This is a genomic window from Blautia stercoris (genome assembly GCF_054657695.1).
In genome coordinates this window covers 65,669-89,004 of record NZ_BAAHYF010000001.1, presented here as the reverse complement: position 1 = coordinate 89,004, position 23,336 = coordinate 65,669, and the positions used below count along the sequence as shown (strand labels likewise).

Sequence of the window (23,336 nt, the reverse complement as noted above, 5' to 3'; positions counted from 1 at the left end):
ATCCTCCATAAGTTTCATTCCTGTGTTGACTTTTCCTTTAAATTTCATTATAGTTGTAATTATATTATTTACAATAATCCAAATAAAAAAAGGAGTTTCTTATCATGAAATATTCAACGAAATTAAGCGATACTGTTCATGTGATGGTTCTGATTGCTATCAACCAGAAAAAATCTCTCTCCAGTGCCTCAATTGCAGAAAGTGTCCATACAAATCCCGGCTTTGTACGCCAGCTTATGTTAAAACTAAAAAAAGCCGGACTTATGACCAGTGTAGCCGGACATGCTCGTCCTTCTCTTTCAAAACCAGCAGACCAGATTACATTGCTGGATATTTATAAAGCAGTTGAAGGTGAGAAGCCGCTGCTTCATTTAGATACTCATACCAACCCTGATTGCGGCGTTGGCATTAATATTCAGTTGTCTTTGCAGGGATTCTATAATGAAATCCAAAAAACTGCTGAAGAAAAAATGAATACGATTACTTTACAGGATATCATAAATACCTATTATCAGCGAACATCCATGCACAATGATTTACAAAACATTATATGACAAGAGAATATTCTTATGTACCTTTAGCAGATACGAAATACCACCATTTTATTTTTCATGATCGGATTCAGGAAACAGGTCCAGCCACGAGATACTGCTGATATAACTTCTGCATCTCTTCACTGCGAAATTGCTCTATTGTCAGCATCTTCCGAAACGATGACGCAATATCATCCTCTGTCCAGTATTCAAATACATTGTTTAATATTCCTTTTCTATCTCGCTATCTATTCCATACATTTTCTTGAACGCATCAAGGTCTGCCTGGTTCTTAATCAGTATAACCTCTTCTATCTTACCTGTATGAATGTCTTTAAACCCAACTACCTGCTCGCCATTACATATGCTCGCTTTGATTACTGGTTTCTTATTTTCTTTATCATATGTCTTTGTAACTGCCTTTTTCTTAAATAGACCCACTCTAAGCACCTTCTTTTGACTTTGCCATCAGTATAAGTTTTTCAAAGGACTGTGCAAAGCATACACCATCTTCTTCTGTACGCTTTCCCGGTTCTTTCATCTATATTCTTATGAGCGTTGTTTCACATATTTGATTTGCCTGTGTTCCATTCTTCTCATCTGAATCGACATTTCCATTTCTGCCAAGAACATGATCAAACTCATCAAGAATATCCAGCATTAAGCCTTCATCAATCCGACTTCTACACTCTGCAGCAATACTGCCTGAATTCCATAAGATCATACAAGCCTTTGGGAGCAATCTCCACTTTTTACTTTCCATTTATCACTGTTCAATGACCTGCATTTCGGTACCCCCCCCGCCGGATTTTATGCTTCTGATCGTCTTTTCCAATACCTTCATCTCAACCGGTTTTGAAACATGGGCATTCATACCGGCTGCCAGAGAATGCTGAATATCCTCAGAAAACGCATTGGCGGTCATAGCAATGATCGGAATTGTCATTGCCAGTTCATGAGAACTTCTGCGGATTGCTTTTGTTGCCTCATAACCGTTCATGACAGGCATCTGCACATCCATCAGGATCATGTCATAATCCCCCGGGGCAGACTGTTCAAATGTCTCCAGAACTCTTTCACCATTTTCACAGATGATGCACTCTGCACCCTCAATTTTTAACAGTTCCATCAAAATCTCTGCATTCAGCTCATTATCCTCCGCACACAGGAATCTCATTCCCTGAAGGATATTATCATCCTGTTCATCTATTTCTTCTTGTGCTGCCAAAGCAATTGTTCTCTCCTCTGCAATTCTCATATCTATGAGAACCTCAAAACAGCTTCCTTGTCCCAGTTCACTCTCCAAATCAATGGTGCCTCCCATTGCTTTAACCAGATTTCTGGTAATAGCCATTCCGAGACCGGTTCCCTGTATCTTATTAGTCATAGAACTTTCAGCGCGGGTAAACGGATCAAAAATCGTCTCTTTGAAATCTGCAGACATTCCCATACCATTATCGCTGACTAAGAAACGGTACTTTGCATAGACAGATGACTTTGTCTCACATTCTTCTACCAGAAACTGAATTTTTCCACCTTCCTGCGTGTACTTCACTGCATTAGAAAGCAAGTTGCTGAAAATCTGCATCAGATGAACCTGATCTCCGTTCACCCATTCGTGCCGGATGTTTTCTTTTATGATCGTAAGAGTCTGTTTTTTTTCATCTATCTGTGACTGAAATAAAGTATTGATTTCCTGTATAAAATTCAGAATGGAAAAATCATTGTATTTAAAAACTGTTTTTCCTGCTTCAATCTTACTCATATCCAGAACATCATTAATAATCCCTAACAGATGCTGTGATGAAATATCTATTTTATCTGCATACTCTATTACTTTATCTTTATTCCCTGCATCATATCTGATTAATGATGTCATACCAATAATTGCATTCATTGGTGTACGAATATCATGTGACATATTGGACAGGAAATCTGTTTTCGCCTTATTTGCATTTTCAGCGGTCTGCAAGGCTTCCGTTGTAATGTCCTTTGCTTTTTTCAGTTTTTTATTGGACTCCTCCATTTCCTTCATTGCCTGCGTCTGAATCTCATTATTTCTTTTTTCATATTCAGCTTTTTGCTCAGCAAGACTGCGTCTAGAAATACTGTAGAATAATCCGGCAAAAAGCAAAAGTATAAAACCTGCCATGAGTATTGTTTCAAACACTATTGTTTTCTGATAATCTTTCAGTACATTATCTACAACACTCTTTTCTACAATACAGATCAGCATGGTGTTATTATTTTCTATCGGACAGTATCCCAGATAGTAAGGTTTGTCACTTCCCAGAAGTTCTACCCCCTGTTCTCTGCCATCCAGCTTTTTTTGAAGAGAATCAGCCTCTTCCTCAGTGATAGCCTGATCTCCTTTTAAATGCTTTAACAAAAAATAGTTCCTAAAAAATTTATCTTCTATCTGATTTGTATAAGTAATATTTCCGTCGTTATCCAGCATAAACAGATACGCATTCCCGTTATAGCTTTTCACACTTAACATGGAATCTAATTTTGAATGATCATACAAGGTTCCAATTGCCGTATAAGTTTCCCCATTAATCGTATATTCCTGACATGGAATTGCAACCAGATAACCATCTTTTTTCTTCTGGTTATAATCAAGAGAAACCAATTTTCCAATATTATATCCGTTCCTCAAATCCAACAAACATTTACTTGGCATGTCAACCCGAAGTTTTGTTCCATCAGTGGTTATTGCCTTTCCATTTTCCTGGAGAAATAGAAGTGTACTTTCAGATTCTTTCTGCCATGCCTCAAAGAACTTCTTGTTTCTATCCAGTTCAATAGATCTCACTTCCTCTTGAATAAGAGAATCCTCAAGCAAATGCAGCTGGCTGTAGTATCCATTCACCTGCAGATCATAGGTCTGCTGTATCTGTTCAACAACAGCTCCCATACTGCTTTTCCCGTTTTCCGTGATATAGCTGTTCATCCTGTTCAAAAGGAACTTTACAAAAATTAAGCTTAAAAAGATAAGAATTAAAAAGAACAATGGCATTATAATCTTTTTTCTTTTTGTTATTACTTGTTCTATTCCCACTTTTATTTTTCAACCTCTATATAATCTTCCGGTACTGACGGCTGCTGTCCGTTTGCCATTGCTACGGTCCATGCACTTGATAATGTTGTGTTCCCAAGCTGCCTGATCTCACATTCCGGATTTATTTTTTTCAAAACAGACATTGTGGTTTCTGTAAGAAGAATAGAGTACTCCTTGTCTTTGTCTATTTTTTTCTTATTTACTTCTATGTCCTTTAATGAGAATCCGTTTTCCTCCTGCCTGACGATTATTTTCATACCGGATGCAATTGGCAATTCGTATTTATTGGTTATGTGAAATTTCTCATCGGACTCAGCAAGATATTTCTCCGCAAGTTCATAAATTTCTTTGCCATTGATTTTTGCCAGGTATAAAAATGTATCTGAACTCTTTGCCGTCATCAAAGCAACTCGGCTGCCGGTGCACTCTCCTTTGTAAATGGAAGAAGTAAAATAATAATATGGCACCAGAGCCAGCTGCGCATCATTTTCTTCTCTGATCGTAGTTAAAATAGAAGATGCCGCATCGCGACCGTTTTTATCATTTAGCGAAATGGCATATTCGTTTTCAAAATTAACTGTGGTTTCTTCTTTTGAATCCTTGCTGTTCATTGTGCTGCGAAAAGTATCATAAGCCTGTGTTTCATCCATTTCCCCTGACAATAATCCGTGAACAGCCTTAAGGCTGGCATCAAATGATTTTTGAGCAGAATATCGGATATAAACAGAATTATTATTAATTTCATCTTCAAGGCCAGGTACATCTTCCATCATGTTTGGAACATCTACATTTAATGAAATTACACCCTTTCCATCTGCGATCAGCGTTTGTCCTTCTTTTGAAATCATACACTCCAGGACATCGAATGCCAGATCCAGTTTTTCCTGATCTTTTTCCAGGTCTTTGTTGAATGCAATATTCAGAGAAGGGGTCATATTTATAAAAGCTTCATCCGAAATCTGTGAAAAAAACGGTATACGAGTTAATTCTGCATCCATCTGTTCCTGATATTCCTGCATAAGTGCCGGATAACCATGAAACATTGCTGCTTTTCCCTCAAGGAACATCTGCGCTGCAGTATTAATATCGACGCTGATATCATCACTTGTAAAATGTGAGTCTTTCAAAAATGTATTGGTTTCTGAAAAAATACGTTTCCATAACGCATCATCAAACGCGATATCCCCTGATGCACTTTCAGCTGAACTTCTCCATTCGATTCCATCCAGACTCATGAATTCACCGATTGCACCTGTCTGAATCACCTCATGAGTGGACCAGTCTTCTGCAAGATCCAGGGAATACGGTTTTATACCATTATCATAAAATTGCTGGCATGCCTGTGCATATTCCTTATAGTTTTTCGGTATCTTGATTCCATACTGTTCAAACAATGTCTTGTTGGCAATAATCGTCTGCGGTATACCGCAGATAGGAAGCCACTGAATCTCATTTTTTGAATTTTTATAATATTGCAATGCATAGGAGTAATACCTGGAAACCACATCATAAGAAGCAAAATCCATTAGATATGGCTCCAGATCCTGTGCATCTTTTCCAGAAAATCGACGTACGGTTATGATATCCGGCAGTTCACCATGTTCCTCAAAATAGCTATATAAATCGGTATCATTGTTACCGGTAATAAACTCAATATCCTGATCTGGAAACTTCTCATGGATATAGGGTACAATATTTTTCATTAAACGATTTTCCCACAGATACACGGTAAGGTGATCGTCATTTTTAGATACTGCTTTTTTAGATTGTCCACAGCCAGACAAAACAGTAGCTACTACAAGCACCCCTGACAATAAAGCTATCAGATAATGTTTTGCCTTTTTCATACTCTTATTTTCCTCATTCTTTCCTGATAAAAACCATAATTCAATAATCCCATCTCAGACTTTCATCTTATTTGCCGATTATTCTATTATAACTTGTAAAGCGGATGTTTGCAATCCGCTTCGCTACTTGCTCATGCAAAAATATTAATGCTATTATACCTCTCTCTACTTTTTCAGAAGCTTTTCCCATGCATCTGGAAGGCAATTACAGCCAGTTTTCCAGAACATCATTCAACTTATTCATATCCAGCGGTTTCGCGATATGTCCATTCATGCCTGTATTTTTGGCAAGCTGTACGTCTTCTGCAAAAGCATTGGCAGTCATGGCAACAATAGGCAGTTTTCCCTTTTCACCCGGAAGGCTCCTGATTGCCGCTGTTGCCTCATAACCATTCATAACAGGCATTTGGATATCCATAAAAATAAGATCATACGAACCTTTCGGAGAAGCTTCCACTTTCTCAACTGCAATTTTCCTATTTTCTGCCGTTTCCACTTTTGCACCTGTCATCTGCAAAATTTCACTAGCAATTTCTCTGTTCAACTCATTATCCTCAACCAGCAGAATCCTTTTTCCCGTGTAGTCTGATTCTGACAGCTTCTCCAAATAATTTCTTGCGCCACAGAAATACGTTCATCACAAGAAAAAATGAGCAGAAAACCCCATCCGACTCGTCGAGGGCACTGAAAAACTGTTTTTACATACAATATATAGTAGTGTAAAACATATAAGTATGCTTTACCTTGTACCGTTTTGTGTAAAATAAGGACTTTTTCAGTGGTGTCGACTCGTCGGATGGGGTTTTCTGCTCTATAATAGATAAAAGTATACAGAGATGTATTATTTAATAGGAACAAAATGGAATGTAAAAAAATATTTTTTGCTTCACTAATGCTCTGTATACCAAAAAGAAACTGTCTCACTAAGCAATTAGCAGACAGTTTCTTTTTTTATTGGTAATGTATATGTGTAGCTGATACTGCGATTTTCACATTTTTTGCGTAAACTTCGCTGAAGCAGCTTACGCTTTCTTTTACGCAAGTTTATACGCAAATTTGACACAAAATCACATAATACTTTACGGTAAAATATGATAAGTTATGATACTTACGCTTTTTTCAAAAACTACAGTACAGAGTTCACAACACCTGATTTTATAGGGTTTTCAGTCTTTTTTCAAAAAAGTTCGCTGATGTACTTAGTTTCCCATCTGCTTTGCGAAGTGTTGGTTTAGTTGTCGTTCTTGTCTAGCGAGTTTTCCCGCTAAAACACAGCATTTCAACGCCTTTTTGTAAACCGCCACTTCTTTATTTTCTTAATAAATTACTCAATTTTTCTGAGTACATTTATTCAGCTACATAATTCCAAGTAACCCACTGTACTCAATTTTAGCATCATTGTTCTTATTCTGCAAAAACTCTCCCACTTTCTCTGCTTCCTTGGATTTTATATCGTCCAAAACATGCGTATAAGATACGGTAGTATTATAATTTGCATGTCCCATGATTTCCTGAACAGTTCTAGGTGTCATTCCTTTTTCAAAACACCTTGTAGCAAAAGTATGACGTAATGCATGGGGATGTACCCTTTCAAATTTTTTAGGTATACCTCCGGAATATAAGGCTTCTATACGAAACATATCATTAATCTGACGTGTCACATAACGCATATCACTTTCAATATTGTATCGTCCGATTGGAGATCCCATAGATGTTAAAAATACTAAATTTCCAAATTCTTCTGGTTGTCTCCATCTTTCTCCCATATCCTGACGTTTTCTTTTTACTTTTTCAAACTGCTGTTCAAGAATTTCTCTTGTCTCTCCAAAAAAGGGAATCTTTCTTACAGAATTTTCTGTTTTAGGCGACGTCAATTTCATAGTCTTTTTTCCATTTTCATACTGATATGACAATGATCTTTTCACATAAATAAATCTATTTGCAAAATCAATGTCTTCCCACTGTAACCCGCCCACTTCACCGATTCTCATACCGGTAAGTAACATGAACTTGTACATTTCTTCATACCAGCTTTTTGTTCTGGCCAGATAATCCAGAAATATTTCCTGTTCTTCAACAGTCAAGACTCTTCGTTCCACTTTCTCACATTTAGGTATTACCACACCCACAACAGGGTTAATAGCCATCAAACCATTTGCCATAGCAGCTTCAATACAATTCTGCAAAATTCCCGTTGCTTCTCTAACTGACTTTGATGATCTCCCTGCTTCCAACATATCTGCAATGGCAGTTTGAACATGTAATTGTCTAATATCTGCTAATGGCTTTGAACCCAGACGTGTTCCGTAATAATTTAAAAATTTACGTTTGTAAGATGGAGAACCACCATCCTTTAACATCGGGGCTTTATATTTGGTGTACCACTCTTCAAACCATTCACTGAGTGTGATAGATTTACCATCCATTCCCGGAAGCAGATTACTCCGCTTCATTTCATCAATGGCTATCGCTAACTTTGCTTTTACCTCTTTCAGCTTCCAGTCATATATAACAATAGGATGACCTTCGACTTGTGCCCTTCCCATGTATCGACCATCTGCTCTTTGTGATAGACCTCGACCTAATTCTTTCCCTTTTAAGTCCTTACCCATAATTTTATTCCTTTCCCAATCTGTATTTTCACGATTTCGAAAAGTTTAAAACCATCAGTAATCCTTAAAATCATCTCAAAGATGCCTTATTTTTTCTTTAAATCAGAGTATTTTCCTTTTGTAAAAGTAACATCTCCGTAAAAATCACTCATGCCAGAATTTTTTTCAAATGTCTCCAGACTCATAATTACCATATCGCCATAACCGTTTTTTGTTATAAAGACCGGTTCTTCTGTATTATGGCACATTTCTGAAATAGCATTTGTATCTCTTAATTCTCTGATAGGAATTATCTTAGGCATCTTCTCATCTCCTTTCGTTTATTATTGTAGCATAATTATGTCACAACCACAAGTATGATTTTAAATTACTGATGATATTTTTCTATATAGTTTTTACATTGTCAACTGAAATTTTGCACTTTTCTTTAGCTCCGCATCAAATAGTTCTTTATGTATAAACACTCTTCGCCCAATATGTACTACATATTTGCAGCCGGGCTTAGAGATCATTTCTCTTGCTTTTGTTTTCCCGATTCCTACATATTTGCAAAATTCTTCTATTGTCATTAAATTTCTTTCATACTCCATTAAATTTTCTCCTATGACTATTTTACCTTATTATAGAAGCAACTCCTGCAGGCAGCTATCGGGCAATAGCTTCATTGGTATTTCACCATCTTTCCAGACCGGGCAGCTTTCCCGGAAGTATCATTATCAGAAACAGTATCTTCGCCTCAAAAATCCCACTTCCTGATCACAGACAAATATTTATCGCTCGTGCCTTTACTTCAATATCATTTTGATATTTCTTCGTTTACAACATATTCACTTTGCGTCACGATGTCGCAAAGTTATAATGCAGACAGTCTTGGCGTATTTGCTGCACAGCTCCTCTGTTTCATACGTCCTGCAGAATAAATATGAAATTTTCAAGGTACACTGGTTACTCTGACCTGCTTTATGAAAGGGAGTTATATTTGCAGGAACTATGCAACCTTAAATTCCAGTACTTTTGTGATCAGTTTTGTTTCCAGTCTACGTCGCAATGTTTCATCCACACAATAATGAGAATTGCCATATTCATCATATAGTTTTCTGGTCGATAAAACTGCAATATATCCTTCATAGTGCTTCAAAACCCGGTTAATTGCTTCTACATCTCCTGATGCCGCTGCCACAATAATGTGATACGGCAGTAATTTTGAATTATTTCTTTTCTTCAGTCTTGATCTCCTCCATAATCTTTTTTAAAGATTTAAGCGAGCTTACACGATGGTGGTGAATGGTACTTCTTACAAGGTTCATATATTTTGCAATTTCTGTATCGGTCATATCCAGAAAAAAAGATAATAAAATAACATTCCGTTTCTTTTCTGGCAAATACTTTAAGGCTTCGCTAATCAGCTCATCCTTTACTTCTATATCATAATCAAAGACACGAAACATTTCTGATTCCTCTATGTAATCATCCATTATCTCCAACTGTTTTAGCTCTTTCTGCGTTAATTCTGAAAAAGAAATTTCATGCTTGAAACGATAATTTCTCTCTCGTTCGTAATCTATCATTTCATTCTTCAGTAAAGTTTTACAAAAGCTATCAAATTGTTTTCTTATTCTTAGCTTCTGCTCGGAAGAAGATTTCTCCATAAGAGTTCACCTCCTTCCGTACCCACTTGAAACAGAGTGAAATATCTCCCTTTCACTCCATAGCACGAATGGAAATATATCCAGCGTCGAAAAAATGACACTGTTTTTGAAAAAAATTTTTTTATATAAAAAACGCCCTTACAGGCCAATACCCATAGGACGTTGTTTATATCTGATATTAAATTTTCCCCACATGTTCCGAGTGGGTATAATGCACTCTCAACTGCATAACTATTTACATTGCTTAAAATGCAACTTATTTATCTGCCTTTCCACGCATTACGCAGGATTGGCTTTTATTAGCACAAAAAAATCCCTTCAACAGTTCAGAATACATAGCTCTCCCAAACATGTTCAAAGGATAAAAACACGAAAAAAACCTTTGAACATTGCGTTTTTTTATATGCAATATCCAAAGTTTCTTACTTTTTCCAAAAGTGCATGATACCCCTCTAAAATAGTGATTTATTAGTGCATTTTCTTTCTCTAAAGTGAAATATACACTATACATGGAGGTGTATGATATGGCTAAATCTAAGAAAATTGATAAAGACATGGGTTTTCGCCTGAAGAAAGCCAGATTAGACCAAAAGCTGACTTATGATGAGTTATCCGAAAAATCCGGTGTTTCAGCAAGATATATTAAAGAGATTGAAAATCATGGCAATGTTCCAAGTCTTGAAAAACTCGGACAGCTCATTCGTGCTTTACACATCTCTGCCGATCCATTTTTTTATCCAGCGTCTCTGAACGATAATCTGGATTACCAAAGGCTGTTGATTTATCTTTCAGAATGTACGCCCGATCAGATAACCACCATCCTTGCACTTGTGGAAGCCTATCTTCGTACATATAAAACCCATGAAACAGAATAGCAGAAAGATTTCAATTTTTTCTGGATTATTTCTGAATAATTCTGGATTAAAATAGGGTGGTCAGCTTACCTGTAAGCCTTCCACCTTATTTGAACTATTTTTCAGTATACATAAGCAGTTCTTTTACTTTATTTCTTTTTTTCAAAATTCCCAATCCATCAAATATCTGTATCGCATCTATCATTCCCTGATAATACGCTCTTTGTTCTTCTTGAAAATGAGCATGATCCACAATATCCATATATTTTTCCAAAAGCACCCTCTGTTCTCTTGAAATCTCTGCCAGCAACTTCTCATATTCCTGATTTGCCTTTTTTAATTCTTTAGCTGCATTTTTCGCCTCTTTTGTACAAACAGAATACTCACGCTCTCCTGCTTCGCTACGAAGCTCCTCCAATACCTCTGCCACCGTTTCAAATACTTCGTTCATTTTTTTGTATCCACCTTTCCATATAAGTATTGCATTTTGCAGGCAGTATTATCAGTCCTTGCATTATTTTCAACAACTTTATTCTCTTACACTTCATCTTTAGAAGTATATTATCAATAATATTCCGTAAAATCAATCATGTAACACTTCATCTTTAGAAAGTTGGTGTTTGAATGAAGATTTACTGGAATAAGGAAAATAATTCCAAAAACCTTATCGGACAACGTGTAAAAGCACTACGAATCGAAAAACATATGTCGCAAAAAGCATTAGCCGAACAACTGCAACTTGCCGGATATGAATTCAGTGATCTTACTGTACTTCGTATCGAACAAGGAACACGTTTTGTACCGGATTATGAAGTAGTTGCCCTTGCAGAATTTTTTCATGTATCTTGTGAATACCTCTTGGGTGTCAAAAACGAAAAATAAGCAGTGATCTGGATTATTTTCACAGACCACTGCTTAAATTTTTATTAAAGCGATACCCAACTCCCCACACTGTCTGTATGTACATTGGTTTACTTGGATTATCTTCTATTTTCTCACGTAGGTTACGGATATGACTCATAACAATATTATAATCGCCAAAATATGGTTCTTTCCAAACACGATTGTATATCTGCTCCTTACTGAATACTATTCCAGCATTTTGTGCTAACAACAATAAGATTTCAAACTCTGTGTAAGTCAACTCAATCTCATTATCTTCCCGAACCACAATTCGCTTATATTCATCAATGCGAAGTCCATCAAATATCAGTTTTCGTTTATTGACAATCTGCTGTCGTAAGACTTCTGTTTCCTCATTCAAACATGATAAAATATTGTTGATAATATGTTCTTCGTTATCTTCAAAGGACAAAATCAGCAACTTCCCAAAAGCACCACCTTCCTTTATGCTTTCCTTTCTATAATTGTAAACACACTACACCACTTAATTCAAAGAAATCGGATAAAGTTGAAAATCAGCGAAGCAGCATTTATTAATTACTCCGCTGATTTACTGCTATTCTTCCCGTATGGCAGGCAAAATTTCCGCTTTCTTTAATTCAACTTTGGCATATGCTACAAAAATCAGATAAATACCTACCATAACAGCAACAAGCGCTATGAGGAACAGCCACGGCAATTTCAACGAAATACAATGGTTTACTGCATCCAAGCGTTGACATGCTACGATGCTGATAAGTCCTCCAAATGCAAGAGAAACCAACAGGGAGCCACCAAGGTAACTACCAATCTCTCGGTCTAACATTGATTTTAGCTGCTTCTGCGTTGCTCCAACAGCCTTCAGTAAGCCAAACTCTCGTTTCCTGTTCTGAAAATCAACCATAAGCATATTCATAAGACTGATACTTCCAAAGACAAACAGAATAGCAGAGGCCATATACAGAGCATTTATAGAAGCTATATATTGATGCTGAATATTTTTTATCGTTTGCTCAATCGTATTTACTTCTATTTTTCCATTTTCATCCGCAATCTCCTGAACTGCGGTCAAAACTTCGTCAAAATGTCCGTCTGAATTTTTGACTGCCAGAATACCCGTCTGCTCTGTTATTCCTGTCAGTTTCTTCGCTGTATCATAAGTCATAATGAAGTAGGGACTTCCGGGAACGACCGGGCTATTCTCCATCAAATCAGACCTGTTGTATGTGCCTACAACAACGGCTTCCACATCAAAGGTACTGCCATCAAAGGCTCTGCCCTCAATCTTCAAAGTATCGCCAACTTGTGCTATATCTTCTTCAACCAATATTCCATTTTTTTCAACCATATCATCGTAGTCTGCCGTTCCAGAGGATAGCACCGCCTGCTTTTCTTCTGTCTGCTCCCGGTTTAAGGTCGGAAAGAAGTCTGAAATGCTCGTGATAGAACCACTTCCGCCCGAAAAAGTAACCGTCATATAAACGCTGTCGAATGCGGTGATTTTTTCTACCCCGTCTATCTTTTCTAATTCCTGCATCAGTGTCTGATCCTCAAGCGGATTCTCTTCCAGTTGCAATTTTGCACTTCCATATGGCTCCGCTTCGTTATCAAAGGAACTACCCACTGTATTTTTTATTTGTATAAGAATGTTACCGGCTGGATAATATTTAAAGCTCGCCTGTTTTTCCGGATCAATAGAACCAGCAACCGTAGAAGTAACCAGTAAAAGAGCACCGCTCACTCCAAGCATTAGCAGTGTCAAGGCTGCCTTTTGCCTATTTCTTTGTATATTTAATTTTGCCAGATGAAACGGCGTAAGTTTCTGATGCAATTTCGGACTGTTTTTTGCCTTTCCGGCATACGTGAGATATTTCGCACCCTCTACTGGGGAAGTGTTCATTGCTACCCGGACAGGCTTAAAAATGGCAATATTCACTGTCATAAAGGCTACTGCAGCGATCAGTACAGCATAAATAACTGTTGTTTTCAGCCGAAATCCGTCAGGACAACCAATAAATCCAATCAGTGCGCCAATGACAAGACCTAGAGGAATACCTGTCAAGGCATATAACCGTCCCTCTTTTCTTGCCATCCGCTTAATCTGCCTTTTTGTCATGCCAAGTGTCCGCAGTTGCCCAAACATCTGAACATTTTTTACAATCTTTGTGTAAAAGACACCATAGACAATCGTTGCCGCCAAAATAGCCGTCAATGCCGCCAGTAATGGTACTGGAATCGGAATACCCGATGTTATCACCCCCGACATAACAGCAATATATTCTGTAAGCATTACCTGCTCCTTGACAATTCCTGTATTTTGTATCGCTTCGCTGGCAAAATCAAGAATCGCTGTGGAGCTTATGGCGTCTGTATTCAGCCTTGTATATGCTGTAACCTGAAAAGAATCTTTTGCCAAATCCCGGGCAAGATCTTTACTGACATAAATAAAATATCCGTTGCTTTCTTTTGTGTCGTCCAGAATACCAGAAAGCGTATATTCCGCTTTCTGCCCTGTGCCGGTCACGTCAAGGGAAATAACATCGCCAGGTTTATACGCTTTTCCTAAAAAGTCAATATAATTCTGCGGAAGCATAATCTCATTTTCCTTCTGCGGCACACTTCCCTGTAAAGTCTTTTCTTCCTGATGCAACAAGTAATCTTCATCTCCGTAAGCAACCGTAATTGTTTTATCATCCACATAAAAAAAGCCAATAGCGGAATATTCTCCGATCCATGAAATATCTTTGTTTTGACGCAGCAAAGCTGTCTGTTCATCCGTAACTCCCAAAATGCCAATCTGTGCTTTATTCCTCTGTGTGTTCTTAAATTCCTCTTGTGTGCCTGTTGATATTAGGATAATCGAAAAAACCATACAGACAGAGAGCGCGATTGTCAAAAGCAAAAAAATCTTGCTTCTCTTATCCGCTTTCATACTCCTATCTGCCAATTTCTTTACAATGGCGCTTGTATCATTTTCAAAAGGCCACGTCATAGCCGTCACCTCCTTACTCCATGATTTTTCCGTCCTCAATGCGGACAATTCGATCCGCAAGACGGGCAATGTCATTATTGTGGGTAATCATCACGACGGTTTGCCGGAACTTGGCACTGGTACGTTTGATAAGTCCAAGCACCTCAGCACTGGTCTTGCTGTCAAGGTTGCCGGTCGGCTCGTCAGCCAGCACAATGGCCGGTTTGGTAATCAGGGCGCGGGCAATCGCCACACGCTGTTGCTGACCGCCGGAAAGATTGTTTGGCATATTTTTTAGTTTATTTTCCAACCCCAGCAGGTGAATAATTTCATCCAAAAACTTCTGATCCACCGTGTCCCCATCCAGCTCCACCGGCAGGACAATGTTCTCATATACATTCAGAATGGGAACAAGGTTATAATTCTGGAAGATAAAACCGATGTTGCGGCGTCTAAAAATGGTAAGCTGCTCGTCGTTCTTTTTGGCCAGTTCCTCGCCACGGACAACCACGGTTCCACTAGTGGGAGTGTCCAACCCTCCCATCATGTGAAGCAGAGTGGATTTTCCCTATCCTGTCAAGTAATATCCAAAAAAAATATTGAATTTACACAAAAAGAAAGACTGCCTATTTCAGCAATCTTTCATAATAGTTTGAGTTAATCAGAATTACTCGTCTTTTAAAACAATTTTCTTCTCCACTCGATATTTAACCCCATCTTGAAAAACATAATTGTATTCCAGCTTCTGAATATCAAACCAGTCCGTAAAATATGTCAATTTAGGATAAGTATCCCATAAATATTCATCTATATAATCATATCCATCAGAACTGTACTCCATGTTTGGCCCACAAAAAAATACATAACTTTTTCCTCTCCCTACACTGCTATTAAAACATATTCCGTCATATCCTAGGCTTCTTATATATTCTGCTATAACCTGAGTTGCTACATATTCATAGGAATGATCTTCTTTTTTATCATCCACTGGAGAGGTTATCTCTTTAATAAATGCATCAAGAAAATTATTTATCCAACGTAAATCATGATCATATTCTTCGCTGAATATACTTTTGGTAGTAACAAAAGCAACTTGAGAAAAATCAATAATTGTCAATTCTTCTTTTAATACATATTCAGCAACCATTACTGTTGCATCTTTATATCGACATTCTTTATATGCCGTTTCTCTATCTGATGCAACATATAGATATGAAATACCTGCTGGACTCATTCTATTTGTTGTTGCATATTTAGGGGGTGCAGGAGCCATTTCTTTGTAAACCCCTGCATAATCCAGATCATGTAATTTCTCATCGTTCAATTTCCTTGCTCGATAATAAATCGTTCCTGCTTTTATAACAGTATCATATTCTAAAATATATGGTACTAATTCTTTTAAATAATCTCTTCTCTGGCAATCCTTATCTATATCAAAGAATCTATTATAGTATTTTGTAATATACTTGAAAAATTCCCATGTATAATACATTTTTGTTGCCTCAAGGCCATATAAATCATCTTTAAGTACCAAATTACAATTATCTATATCTTCAAATACATCTGATTCCCCTTGCTTTTTTTCTTCAAAACTTAACCCTGAATCTGAAAATATATCTTCCAATATAGTCGTATCTATAACAGCCTCGTTTAAAACATTTTCTTCTTCTACTAAAATATCTCTGATTGAATAAGGAGCTACACTCCTTCCTGTCCGATTGCAATATTGTTTCTCTTCTGAGTCCCAATACGCCCCTGTACCATTTTCTATATCTTCATACGCTTTTTTTAAACACTCTCGGATATAGGCTCCTATTTCTCCTGTAGAAATAATGTTTACTCCATTGGAATTACAATAATCACATTTTCCTACATTCCTCTCCGATAAGATATATTCTTTTAAATACTTATTAGAAAAACATTTTTCACAGCAATACCTCATATCGTTCCCCCGATATTCTTATAAATTTTATTTATATCTTATCAAATATTACTAATCATCACAATCTTATTTATTTCTACTATCCTTGTTCTCAATCCACCGCTGTTTCTGTTGCATTTGAAAGACAAATTTTCCTTTAATATCCTGTCCCTGCATTTCCATCTTTTTTATAAAGATGTGCTGCTGGCTGTCAGTTTCATATTGAATTGCCACACCAAGACCCTTCTTCATAAATGCGGCAACTCCCATATCTACAAAAACCTCCTGCCCTTCTTTCTTCTGAAAACTGATTTTAGGAAAAACCCCTGATAATTTTTCCATAACATACCGTTCCATTTTTTCCAAGCTCTCAAATGGCATAGCCTGTATCCTTTGTAATATCTCCTGCAAACGTTCCTCTCTCATAACACATTTGCAATGATCTACACCAAACACCATAGCAAGGCTGTATCCACAATCCTAGGATACATGTATCTGTCCGCCATCATCTACAAACTGTACAGTTCCTAAATCACCGGGGCTCAGTTTTACATACGGATCAGCTTCCATATCTTCCAACTCTACCCGACACCCCGGTGGGTACATATTTCTTAACACAATTCTTTCCGCATTACTTATCACTGTTTTCTTCCTTTCTCCAATCCGGCTACCGTCCCAAAGACTTCTCTGGAACATTTCCCTCCAACAAATACTCTCTTTCTTTATTCCATTCCAGCACCTTTTCCATAGCAGCTTCCAATTGGTCTTCTGTCGGTTCTCTTGTATAGGTTCTATATTCCTGAAAATATTCTTCCAAGGTGTTCTGCTGTATCTCCAGTTCCTCTTTATCATAACAATCCGGCTCTTCCAGATCCTTCAACTCCTGCAAGATTTCCCAGCATTCCAAAACACTGTCTATCTCCCGCATTTCAAGCAGATAAGATAAAAATGTTTCCTCTGGCATAATACTGAAATAGCACCGGTCAAACCATTGCTCAATATACATGCGTTCATCAGAACCATTGGTATGTGTACCACAAATCAAATCTGCAACAAAGTTTTCAAACAGTTCACCGATTGACAGCCCAACTTTTCCAGACTTCCTACAGAGTTCTTCTACTTCGTCTTGATATAACCTGATAGAAATGGTCCGCTGCAGGCTTTTTTCATAGAGCTCTATATCCTCCCCTGCCTCACAAAAATGCAGATGGGTATCCATATAAATGTCTTCCATATCGCAAAATCTCCGGCTCATTGCTACATAGTCTTTATTTTTCAAATCCCACTCCAGCCGGTAATGATGTTCTCTTGCGTGTTCTTCTAAGTCTTTTCTTATGATGTTTCTGGTCGCTTCCGGCAGTTCTGCAATAAAAATGCTTGTATCCGGAACCGCCAATACTCTTTCTTTTACCACATTTGTCCTCCCTGTTTGTAAGCATTCCTTGCCACTGGCTGATTCCCCAGTACATCCATATAGAGGATAATTCCCTGCGGGTCCAGATGTACGGTAATAAATTTCTGTATTTCCTGTAACAGATCATGATCAGAAAACCCAGCCTGACAGCCTATAAAATTCCTGATTTTTTCTACAATATCCTGTTTCCGGAACTCTTGCAATACCAGAATCGGAATCGTGTGCTGACCTCCCATAGCATCATAGGGCAACGCTTTCCGCAATTCTTCCAAGAGATACCTGTAATAATCAACTACCACCTGGTCTGTTTTCCACGCTTTTTCCTTACAATCCCGGAGTAAAAAATCATACTCTTTTTTTGCCTGTTCCATTTCTTTCAGAATTTCTACTGCTTCCACAGAACAATATCCTTTCTCTTCTATCAGTTCCATCAATTCTTCCATAGAATATGTTTCAAGATACATGGCTCTTCCCCCATCTTCTTTGCCAAATTTTCTCCTAATACAAAGAAGAGGAAGACACCGTAGCGTTTTCCTCCTCTTTTATGAAATCTTCTTCTCTACTGGAATCCAAGACAATAAGCTCTCCCGGTTCTTTCTTATCCTATTGCTTCCAGAAATTCGTCCCTGTATTTCCATACAATTTCAATATGTTCCGGATCATAAAAATTTATGACTTCAATCAGCTCATGCAGAACTTCATAAGATAACTCTTCCAATCCCTTATATTTTACAAAAAGTTGCAGTCCCTCTGATTTCTCCTTTTGTTTTTCCTCCTCCCCCTTTAAAATTTTTGCTTCTATCTCCTGTATCTTTTGCTGATAAGCTGCTGTCTTCTCCATACAAGTTTGTTTTCGTGTCAAGTAATCCTTCAGGGAAATCTGTTCTTCTGCATATTGTTCATACAATTCCATTTTCTCCTGTTTACAAAGCGCCAACTTCTTTTCATATTGCTTTTTCCGATATCGGAGTTTCGGAATATTCAAAGTCTGATTGGCTTTCTTTAACTGCTTTATGGTATCCTCTGCAAGGGCTGCCTGCTGTCTTATCATAATTAGCACCAGTTCTTCCAACTCTTTCTGCTTATATTTCTTTGGATAACAGGAAGCATTGGGGGCTGTCGTAACACTTTTACAATAAATCGGCTTTTCTTTGTATTCTGTCCGTATCCGCATTTTCCGACCACAATGCCCGCAGCGGATCAAGCCTGCAAAAATATTCTCAGAAGACGGTGTAGACCTATGATATTTTCTGTCCTTCTGTACCATGTCCTGGACCTTCTGAAGCTCCTGCTCCGTTACAATCGCTTCGTGTCCTCCTTTTACGCAAATCCAATCCTCTCTTGAAATATATCGGTACTCTCTTTTTGACGGAACCCTGGTTTCTGTTTTCCCTCTTACCGTCAGTCCTGCATAAACCGGATTAAACAAAATCAGCTTTACTAAATTTCCGTCCCAGAATTTCACAGATTTCTTTGCTTCCGGCGCCCAGCCTTTCCTTTGAAGATATACGGTAGGTGTTTCAACTTCTTTTTTATTCAGGTCCCTGGCAATGTCTGCATAGGTCTTTCCTTCCAACCTTTGGTCGAAAATCCCCCTTACAACGGAAGCTGCCTCCGTATCCAGATGAAGTTTTGTATGAACACCGTCATGGAAGCAATATCCGTATGTTGGGATTGAACCATGATATTGTCCCATTTCAGCCTGTTTCCTCATAACTTTTTTGATATTGTCGGAACAAATCTGGGGATAAATCCCATTGATCAGGTTCTTAAATTTAATCTCCGTATCCTTTCTTTCGGAAGGTTTCTGGCTGCTGTCATAAAAATCATTGATTGAAATGAAACGCACCCCAAGGAACGGAAATATTTTTTCGATATAGTTTTGTGTTTCTATGGTATCCCTTCCCAGGCGGCTCAAATCTTTGACAATGATACAGATCCGTTTTCTCCTGGTAATCAGCCCCATCATGCGCTTAAATTCCGGGCGGTCAAACGTTGTACCGCTGTAACCGTCATCTACAAAGAAGAAAAGCTTTGCCCCTGCAAACTCCGGCTGGTTTTCTACAAAGTGCTGAATTAAAAGCCTTTGATTTTTAATGCTGTTGCTTTCCTCCATTTTTTCTTTATCATCTCTGGAAAGACGCAGATAAGCAAAAACAAAATCACACTGCATACGGAAGACCTCCTTCCATATTGTCCAGTTCTTTTTCCAGCTCCTTTTCAAATAAATCCCCAAACCAGAACACGATTTCCACATAGTCTTTGGAATATACCGTAATCTTTTCAATAAAGCGGTCCGCAATTCCTTTCTCTATCTTCTGAAATCTTTGGTACTTTAGAAGTTCCTCTGTCCAATCCATTCTTGCCTTCACCTGATCTAACAGGTGCTGTCCACGAAGCTGTATCTGCTTCATATTCTGCCTGGCTGCTTGCTGTTCTTCCTGATAGATTGATTTAATCTCCTGATATTCCTTGCAGTCCAACAGCCCGGTAGCATAATGCTCAAACAAGGTTTCCAGTTTTCTTCCATATTTCTCATACTTCTGTCTGGCATTTTTTATTTTTTCTGCTACCTCCTGCTCCAGCTTTTGATAAAACTCTGCACCATAGGTTTTCTTACTTTCTACAGCAAGCTGGATCTGGTAGCGGAGTGCTGCCTTGACTGCCTGATTGATGTAGATTTCATTCACCGTCCGGAAACATTCCGTATGATCTGTAAGGGAAAAAGAAGGACATTTATAAACCATATATTTATGTTTCTCATTGCCTCCGCTCCTGCTCCTTCCAAGGCGTTTTCCGCAATGTCCACAGAAAATCCTTCCCTTAAAAGGACCATCTGCCCCCTGTTTTTCTTTTGGGTTTGCAGCCCAGTTATCCAACGTATCTTTCCAGCGTTCCTTTGCAATTTCCTGTGCTTTCTCATAAATTGCCCGTTCCACAACTGCTTCCCAGGCATTTTCACACACTTCCCACTGCTCTTTTGGTATCATCTGAAGGGGAATATTCTGTGCAAGCATCTGTTTTGTTTTCCCATAAACAGCAGCACCTATATAAACGGGGTTCTGTAAAATCTTCCGGATACCGTCTGATCTCCATAACCGCCTTTTTTCCGGCTCCTTTCCCTGTTTCCTTTTCTGGTAGCTGTCTTCCGGTCCTAATACCTTTCTGCCATTCAGTTCCCTTGCTATATCATAGCTTGACATTTCTTCAAACACATACCAGTAAAAAATCTGCCGGATTATTTCTGCTTCCTCTGGTTCCGGCACCAGCTTCTTACTGTTTTCCTCTGCTCGTTGGTATCCATAAGGAGGTCTGGACCCCCAGAACTCTCCCCGTTCCCTGGACAGCCGGTGCGCCTGTACCAGTTTCTCTGAAACTTCCCTGGCATAATAATCATTCATAAAGTGTTTCAAAATATTGGTGGTCCGGTCTTCTACACAAGCCGGGTTTGCACTGTCATATTCGTCCATAACGGAAACAAACCGGATATTTAAGGTTGGGAAAATCACATCAATCAAATCTACAGCATCTAAGGCGTCCCGTCCAAACCGGGCAAAATCCTTTACAATGATGCAGTCAACCTTTTTATTTGCCACATCTTCCATCAACTCTTCAAATGCGTCCCTTTGGAACGTTGTACCTGTCACACCATTATCTGCATAGACTTTTACCACCAGCATTTCCGGGTGTTTCTTTGCGTAGTCTTCACAGATCTGTTTTTGGATATAAATGGAATCCCTTCTGCCATGCCCTCCGTCCTTTTCGGAAAGCCTTACATAAATATAGGTTCTCAGATACTTAACTTCCGGCTTGCTGCTTTGTCTTCTCTGTCCTCTTTTGCTTACCTTAGGCACTTGCTTCCGCCCCCTTTCCTTTCAGGAAGGCTTCCACACGCTGATCCGGCTTTGCCCTGTTTACCGTTTCCAGCAGTCCCAATACCTTTTCAAATTCATCTTCAAACCAAAAATGAATGATAATACGCTTCTGCTCATATACCTCAATCCGTTTAACCAGATTTACCAGCATTAAGCGGTCCACTTCCGTCCGGTCCCGGTATTCCAGAAAATACTCCAGCCACTCCTGCTGTTTTTCAAGGGTTTCCTGCAAGTTTCGGATTTCCCTTTGCTGGCACTCCATTGCCTGCCGGATTTCCTCTAAAGACTGGTCATACTTTGCTTTGAAGGTTTCAAATTCTGTCCGGTCCAGGATTTCTTCTGCAAAACTGTCATACAGTTTTACTTTAATGTTTAAAATCCTCTGGCTCTCCTTTTCCAGCATCTCCAGTTTTTTGTCTTCTTCCAAAAGCCGCTGTCTTGGGATTGAGGCAGTTTTTACATACGCCAGTATCTCCTTCAGCTCTACCAGAACAGAAATATAATGCAGGATTGCTTCTGTCACAGCCCCTACCAGTTTTTTCTCACTGATACTATGGGAACTGCACTGCTTTTCATAAAGGGAAGTCGAACATACATAATAGTGGTGGACTTTATCCGGGCTTTTCAGCACCATGCTTTCTTTACAGTCCCCGCATTTTACCAGACCGGAAAGAAGCGCCAGCCCCTTTGCCCCTCTCATGGTATCCATGTTCATCAGGTTGCCCACCACTTCATATTGGTGTCTGTTGATAACCGGCTCAAAGGCATTTTCATACCGTATCCACTCAGCTTCCTCTTTGTGGATCACAACCTTTACTTTATGGTTTGGCGTTGTGGTTTTTCCCTGTATCAACACTCCGGTGTAGCGTTCATCAAGAAGGATACGGCGCACCATAGTTGGCATCCAGACCGGTTTTTCCGTCAGACGGAACCCTGTCTTTAATTTCTGTTTTAAATATACCTGCTTATACCGAAGGGGCGTCAAGATCCCACGCCGGTTTAATTCTTCGGATATATCCGTTAGGCTGCAGCCCTGCATTTTCATGTGGTAAATATCCCGTACAACCGAAGCTGCCACTTCGTCCATAACTAGCTTATGTTTATCCTCTTCGGATTTCAGATAACCATAAAAAGCAAAAGGCGCTACACACTGTCCGGCTGTCATTTTGACATACAAATGAGAACGCACACTTTTGGAAGTATCCGCAGGATAAAGGTCATTGATTAAACTTTTAAATCTCAGGGTAAGGAAATCACGATTTGGCGTGAGGCTGTCATAATTGTCATTGACAAGGATCAGGCGCACACCCATTTTCGGCAGGATACGTTCCACATACTGTAAAACACCGGAAAAGTCCCTTCCATAACGGGAAAGGTCTTTGACAATAATACAGTCTGCTTCCCCCTCTTCCAGCATACGCAGCATTTCCTGAAAACCGGGGCGGTTAAAGTTTGTGCCGGTATATCCATCATCTACACATTCTTTTACCACCTGAATTTCAGGGTGGCTCTTTAAGAAGCTATGGATTAGTATCCTCTGGTTTGATATGCTGTCGCTTTCCCTGTTATCACCATCTTCGTCAGAAAGGCGTAGGTAAACAACCGCACGATAGATTTTTTTAAGTATTTGATTCTTCATTGTATTCGCTCCTATCATTTAGATTCGTCAGCCGATTCCCTAAATGATAGAGGCTACTGGGTCCTTGCCATCATCCTA

General features: G+C 38.7%; 24 protein-coding genes and 1 pseudogene. 3 read left to right on the top strand and 22 right to left on the bottom strand.

The genetic code is table 11. The annotated features are described in order from the left end of the window. Positions 1 to 104: 104 nt before the first annotated feature. Positions 105 to 554: an Rrf2 family transcriptional regulator gene (locus ACYQ2D_RS00540; RefSeq protein WP_459784332.1), complete on the top strand. Its 450-nt coding sequence runs from the start codon at positions 105 to 107 to the stop codon at positions 552 to 554. Positions 555 to 755: 201 nt separating this feature from the next. On the opposite strand, the gene ACYQ2D_RS00535 is transcribed toward ACYQ2D_RS00540, so the two are convergent. From ACYQ2D_RS00535 to ACYQ2D_RS00490, 10 genes are all read right to left on the bottom strand, one after another. Beyond that, entirely contained in the window at positions 756 to 974 is a 219-nt protein-coding gene (locus tag ACYQ2D_RS00535; RefSeq protein WP_117455979.1) for an aspartate dehydrogenase, read from the bottom strand. 100 nt (positions 975 to 1,074) lie between these two features. Then, positions 1,075 to 1,296: a hypothetical protein gene (locus tag ACYQ2D_RS00530; RefSeq protein WP_147325935.1), complete on the bottom strand. Its 222-nt coding sequence runs from the start codon at positions 1,294 to 1,296 to the stop codon at positions 1,075 to 1,077. A 3-nt stretch (positions 1,297 to 1,299) separates the two neighbouring features. After that, positions 1,300 to 3,450, bottom strand: a complete 2,151-nt coding sequence (locus tag ACYQ2D_RS00525) for an ATP-binding protein (protein ID WP_459784331.1) — start codon at positions 3,448 to 3,450, stop codon at positions 1,300 to 1,302. 146 nt (positions 3,451 to 3,596) lie between these two features. Continuing rightward, the gene (locus tag ACYQ2D_RS00520) at positions 3,597 to 5,441 is read right to left on the bottom strand and encodes an ABC transporter substrate-binding protein (protein ID WP_117455983.1); all 1,845 of its coding nucleotides are present in this window, start codon (positions 5,439 to 5,441) and stop codon (positions 3,597 to 3,599) included. 205 nt (positions 5,442 to 5,646) lie between these two features. Then, the gene (locus tag ACYQ2D_RS00515; protein WP_459784329.1) at positions 5,647 to 6,048 is read right to left on the bottom strand and encodes a response regulator; all 402 of its coding nucleotides are present in this window, start codon (positions 6,046 to 6,048) and stop codon (positions 5,647 to 5,649) included. Positions 6,049 to 6,796: 748 nt separating this feature from the next. Continuing rightward, positions 6,797 to 8,053, bottom strand: coding sequence for a site-specific integrase (locus tag ACYQ2D_RS00510; protein WP_459784328.1), 1,257 nt, complete (start codon positions 8,051 to 8,053; stop codon positions 6,797 to 6,799). An 86-nt stretch (positions 8,054 to 8,139) separates the two neighbouring features. Further along, a complete protein-coding gene (locus ACYQ2D_RS00505; RefSeq protein ID WP_118511664.1) occupies positions 8,140 to 8,355 on the bottom strand; it encodes a type II toxin-antitoxin system Phd/YefM family antitoxin in 216 nt (71 codons plus the stop codon). A gap of 93 nt (positions 8,356 to 8,448) precedes the next feature. Next, complete coding sequence (locus ACYQ2D_RS00500) at positions 8,449 to 8,643, bottom strand: excisionase family DNA-binding protein (protein WP_118511666.1); 195 nt, start codon at positions 8,641 to 8,643, stop codon at positions 8,449 to 8,451. 398 nt (positions 8,644 to 9,041) lie between these two features. Beyond that, positions 9,042 to 9,278, bottom strand: a complete 237-nt coding sequence (locus ACYQ2D_RS00495) for a helix-turn-helix domain-containing protein (protein ID WP_302578784.1) — start codon at positions 9,276 to 9,278, stop codon at positions 9,042 to 9,044. Then, entirely contained in the window at positions 9,262 to 9,702 is a 441-nt protein-coding gene (locus tag ACYQ2D_RS00490) for a sigma factor-like helix-turn-helix DNA-binding protein (RefSeq protein WP_187558435.1), read from the bottom strand. The genes ACYQ2D_RS00495 and ACYQ2D_RS00490 overlap by 17 nt, the downstream gene beginning before the upstream one ends. A 524-nt stretch (positions 9,703 to 10,226) precedes the next feature. Here ACYQ2D_RS00490 and ACYQ2D_RS00485 point away from each other — a divergent pair. Next, positions 10,227 to 10,577: a helix-turn-helix domain-containing protein gene (locus ACYQ2D_RS00485; protein WP_187558434.1), complete on the top strand. Its 351-nt coding sequence runs from the start codon at positions 10,227 to 10,229 to the stop codon at positions 10,575 to 10,577. Between the two features lie 94 nt (positions 10,578 to 10,671). On the opposite strand, the gene ACYQ2D_RS00480 is transcribed toward ACYQ2D_RS00485, so the two are convergent. Beyond that, positions 10,672 to 11,007, bottom strand: coding sequence for a hypothetical protein (locus tag ACYQ2D_RS00480; protein ID WP_187558433.1), 336 nt, complete (start codon positions 11,005 to 11,007; stop codon positions 10,672 to 10,674). Between the two features lie 173 nt (positions 11,008 to 11,180). Between ACYQ2D_RS00480 and ACYQ2D_RS00475 the strand changes: the two genes are divergently transcribed. After that, the gene (locus tag ACYQ2D_RS00475) at positions 11,181 to 11,438 is read left to right on the top strand and encodes a helix-turn-helix domain-containing protein (protein ID WP_186855517.1); all 258 of its coding nucleotides are present in this window, start codon (positions 11,181 to 11,183) and stop codon (positions 11,436 to 11,438) included. A 19-nt stretch (positions 11,439 to 11,457) separates the two neighbouring features. Here ACYQ2D_RS00475 and ACYQ2D_RS00470 read toward each other — a convergent pair whose 3' ends face one another. The 11 genes and pseudogenes from ACYQ2D_RS00470 to ACYQ2D_RS00420 form a co-directional block, all read right to left on the bottom strand. Further along, entirely contained in the window at positions 11,458 to 11,871 is a 414-nt protein-coding gene (locus ACYQ2D_RS00470; protein ID WP_330600313.1) for a winged helix-turn-helix domain-containing protein, read from the bottom strand. Between the two features lie 144 nt (positions 11,872 to 12,015). Next, positions 12,016 to 14,430 carry an ABC transporter permease gene (locus ACYQ2D_RS00465; protein ID WP_187558431.1) on the bottom strand — a complete coding sequence of 805 codons (2,415 nt, stop codon included), beginning with the start codon at positions 14,428 to 14,430 and terminating at the stop codon, positions 12,016 to 12,018. A 13-nt stretch (positions 14,431 to 14,443) separates the two neighbouring features. After that, a pseudogene (locus tag ACYQ2D_RS00460) lies at positions 14,444 to 14,977 on the bottom strand (ABC transporter ATP-binding protein); the annotation flags it as partial. Positions 14,978 to 15,076: 99 nt separating this feature from the next. Next, positions 15,077 to 16,351 (bottom strand): RES family NAD+ phosphorylase, encoded by a 1,275-nt coding sequence (locus ACYQ2D_RS00455; RefSeq protein ID WP_055172460.1) that lies wholly within the window; start codon positions 16,349 to 16,351, stop codon positions 15,077 to 15,079. A gap of 66 nt (positions 16,352 to 16,417) precedes the next feature. After that, on the bottom strand, positions 16,418 to 16,711 hold the full coding sequence (locus ACYQ2D_RS00450) for a hypothetical protein (RefSeq protein ID WP_117467672.1): 294 nt from the start codon (positions 16,709 to 16,711) through the stop codon (positions 16,418 to 16,420). A 99-nt stretch (positions 16,712 to 16,810) separates the two neighbouring features. Then, on the bottom strand, positions 16,811 to 16,972 hold the full coding sequence (locus ACYQ2D_RS00445) for a DUF4314 domain-containing protein (RefSeq protein WP_270844443.1): 162 nt from the start codon (positions 16,970 to 16,972) through the stop codon (positions 16,811 to 16,813). 25 nt (positions 16,973 to 16,997) lie between these two features. Continuing rightward, positions 16,998 to 17,744 (bottom strand): hypothetical protein, encoded by a 747-nt coding sequence (locus ACYQ2D_RS00440; protein ID WP_117843857.1) that lies wholly within the window; start codon positions 17,742 to 17,744, stop codon positions 16,998 to 17,000. Continuing rightward, entirely contained in the window at positions 17,738 to 18,208 is a 471-nt protein-coding gene (locus ACYQ2D_RS00435) for a hypothetical protein (protein ID WP_117467675.1), read from the bottom strand. Before ACYQ2D_RS00435 ends, ACYQ2D_RS00440 begins: the two co-directional genes overlap by 7 nt. A 134-nt stretch (positions 18,209 to 18,342) precedes the next feature. After that, positions 18,343 to 19,917: a recombinase family protein gene (locus ACYQ2D_RS00430; protein WP_165853167.1), complete on the bottom strand. Its 1,575-nt coding sequence runs from the start codon at positions 19,915 to 19,917 to the stop codon at positions 18,343 to 18,345. After that, complete coding sequence (locus ACYQ2D_RS00425; RefSeq protein WP_117843859.1) at positions 19,907 to 21,598, bottom strand: recombinase family protein; 1,692 nt, start codon at positions 21,596 to 21,598, stop codon at positions 19,907 to 19,909. Before ACYQ2D_RS00425 ends, ACYQ2D_RS00430 begins: the two co-directional genes overlap by 11 nt. After that, entirely contained in the window at positions 21,591 to 23,258 is a 1,668-nt protein-coding gene (locus ACYQ2D_RS00420) for a recombinase family protein (protein WP_165853166.1), read from the bottom strand. Before ACYQ2D_RS00420 ends, ACYQ2D_RS00425 begins: the two co-directional genes overlap by 8 nt. Between the last annotated feature and the right edge of the window lie 78 nt (positions 23,259 to 23,336).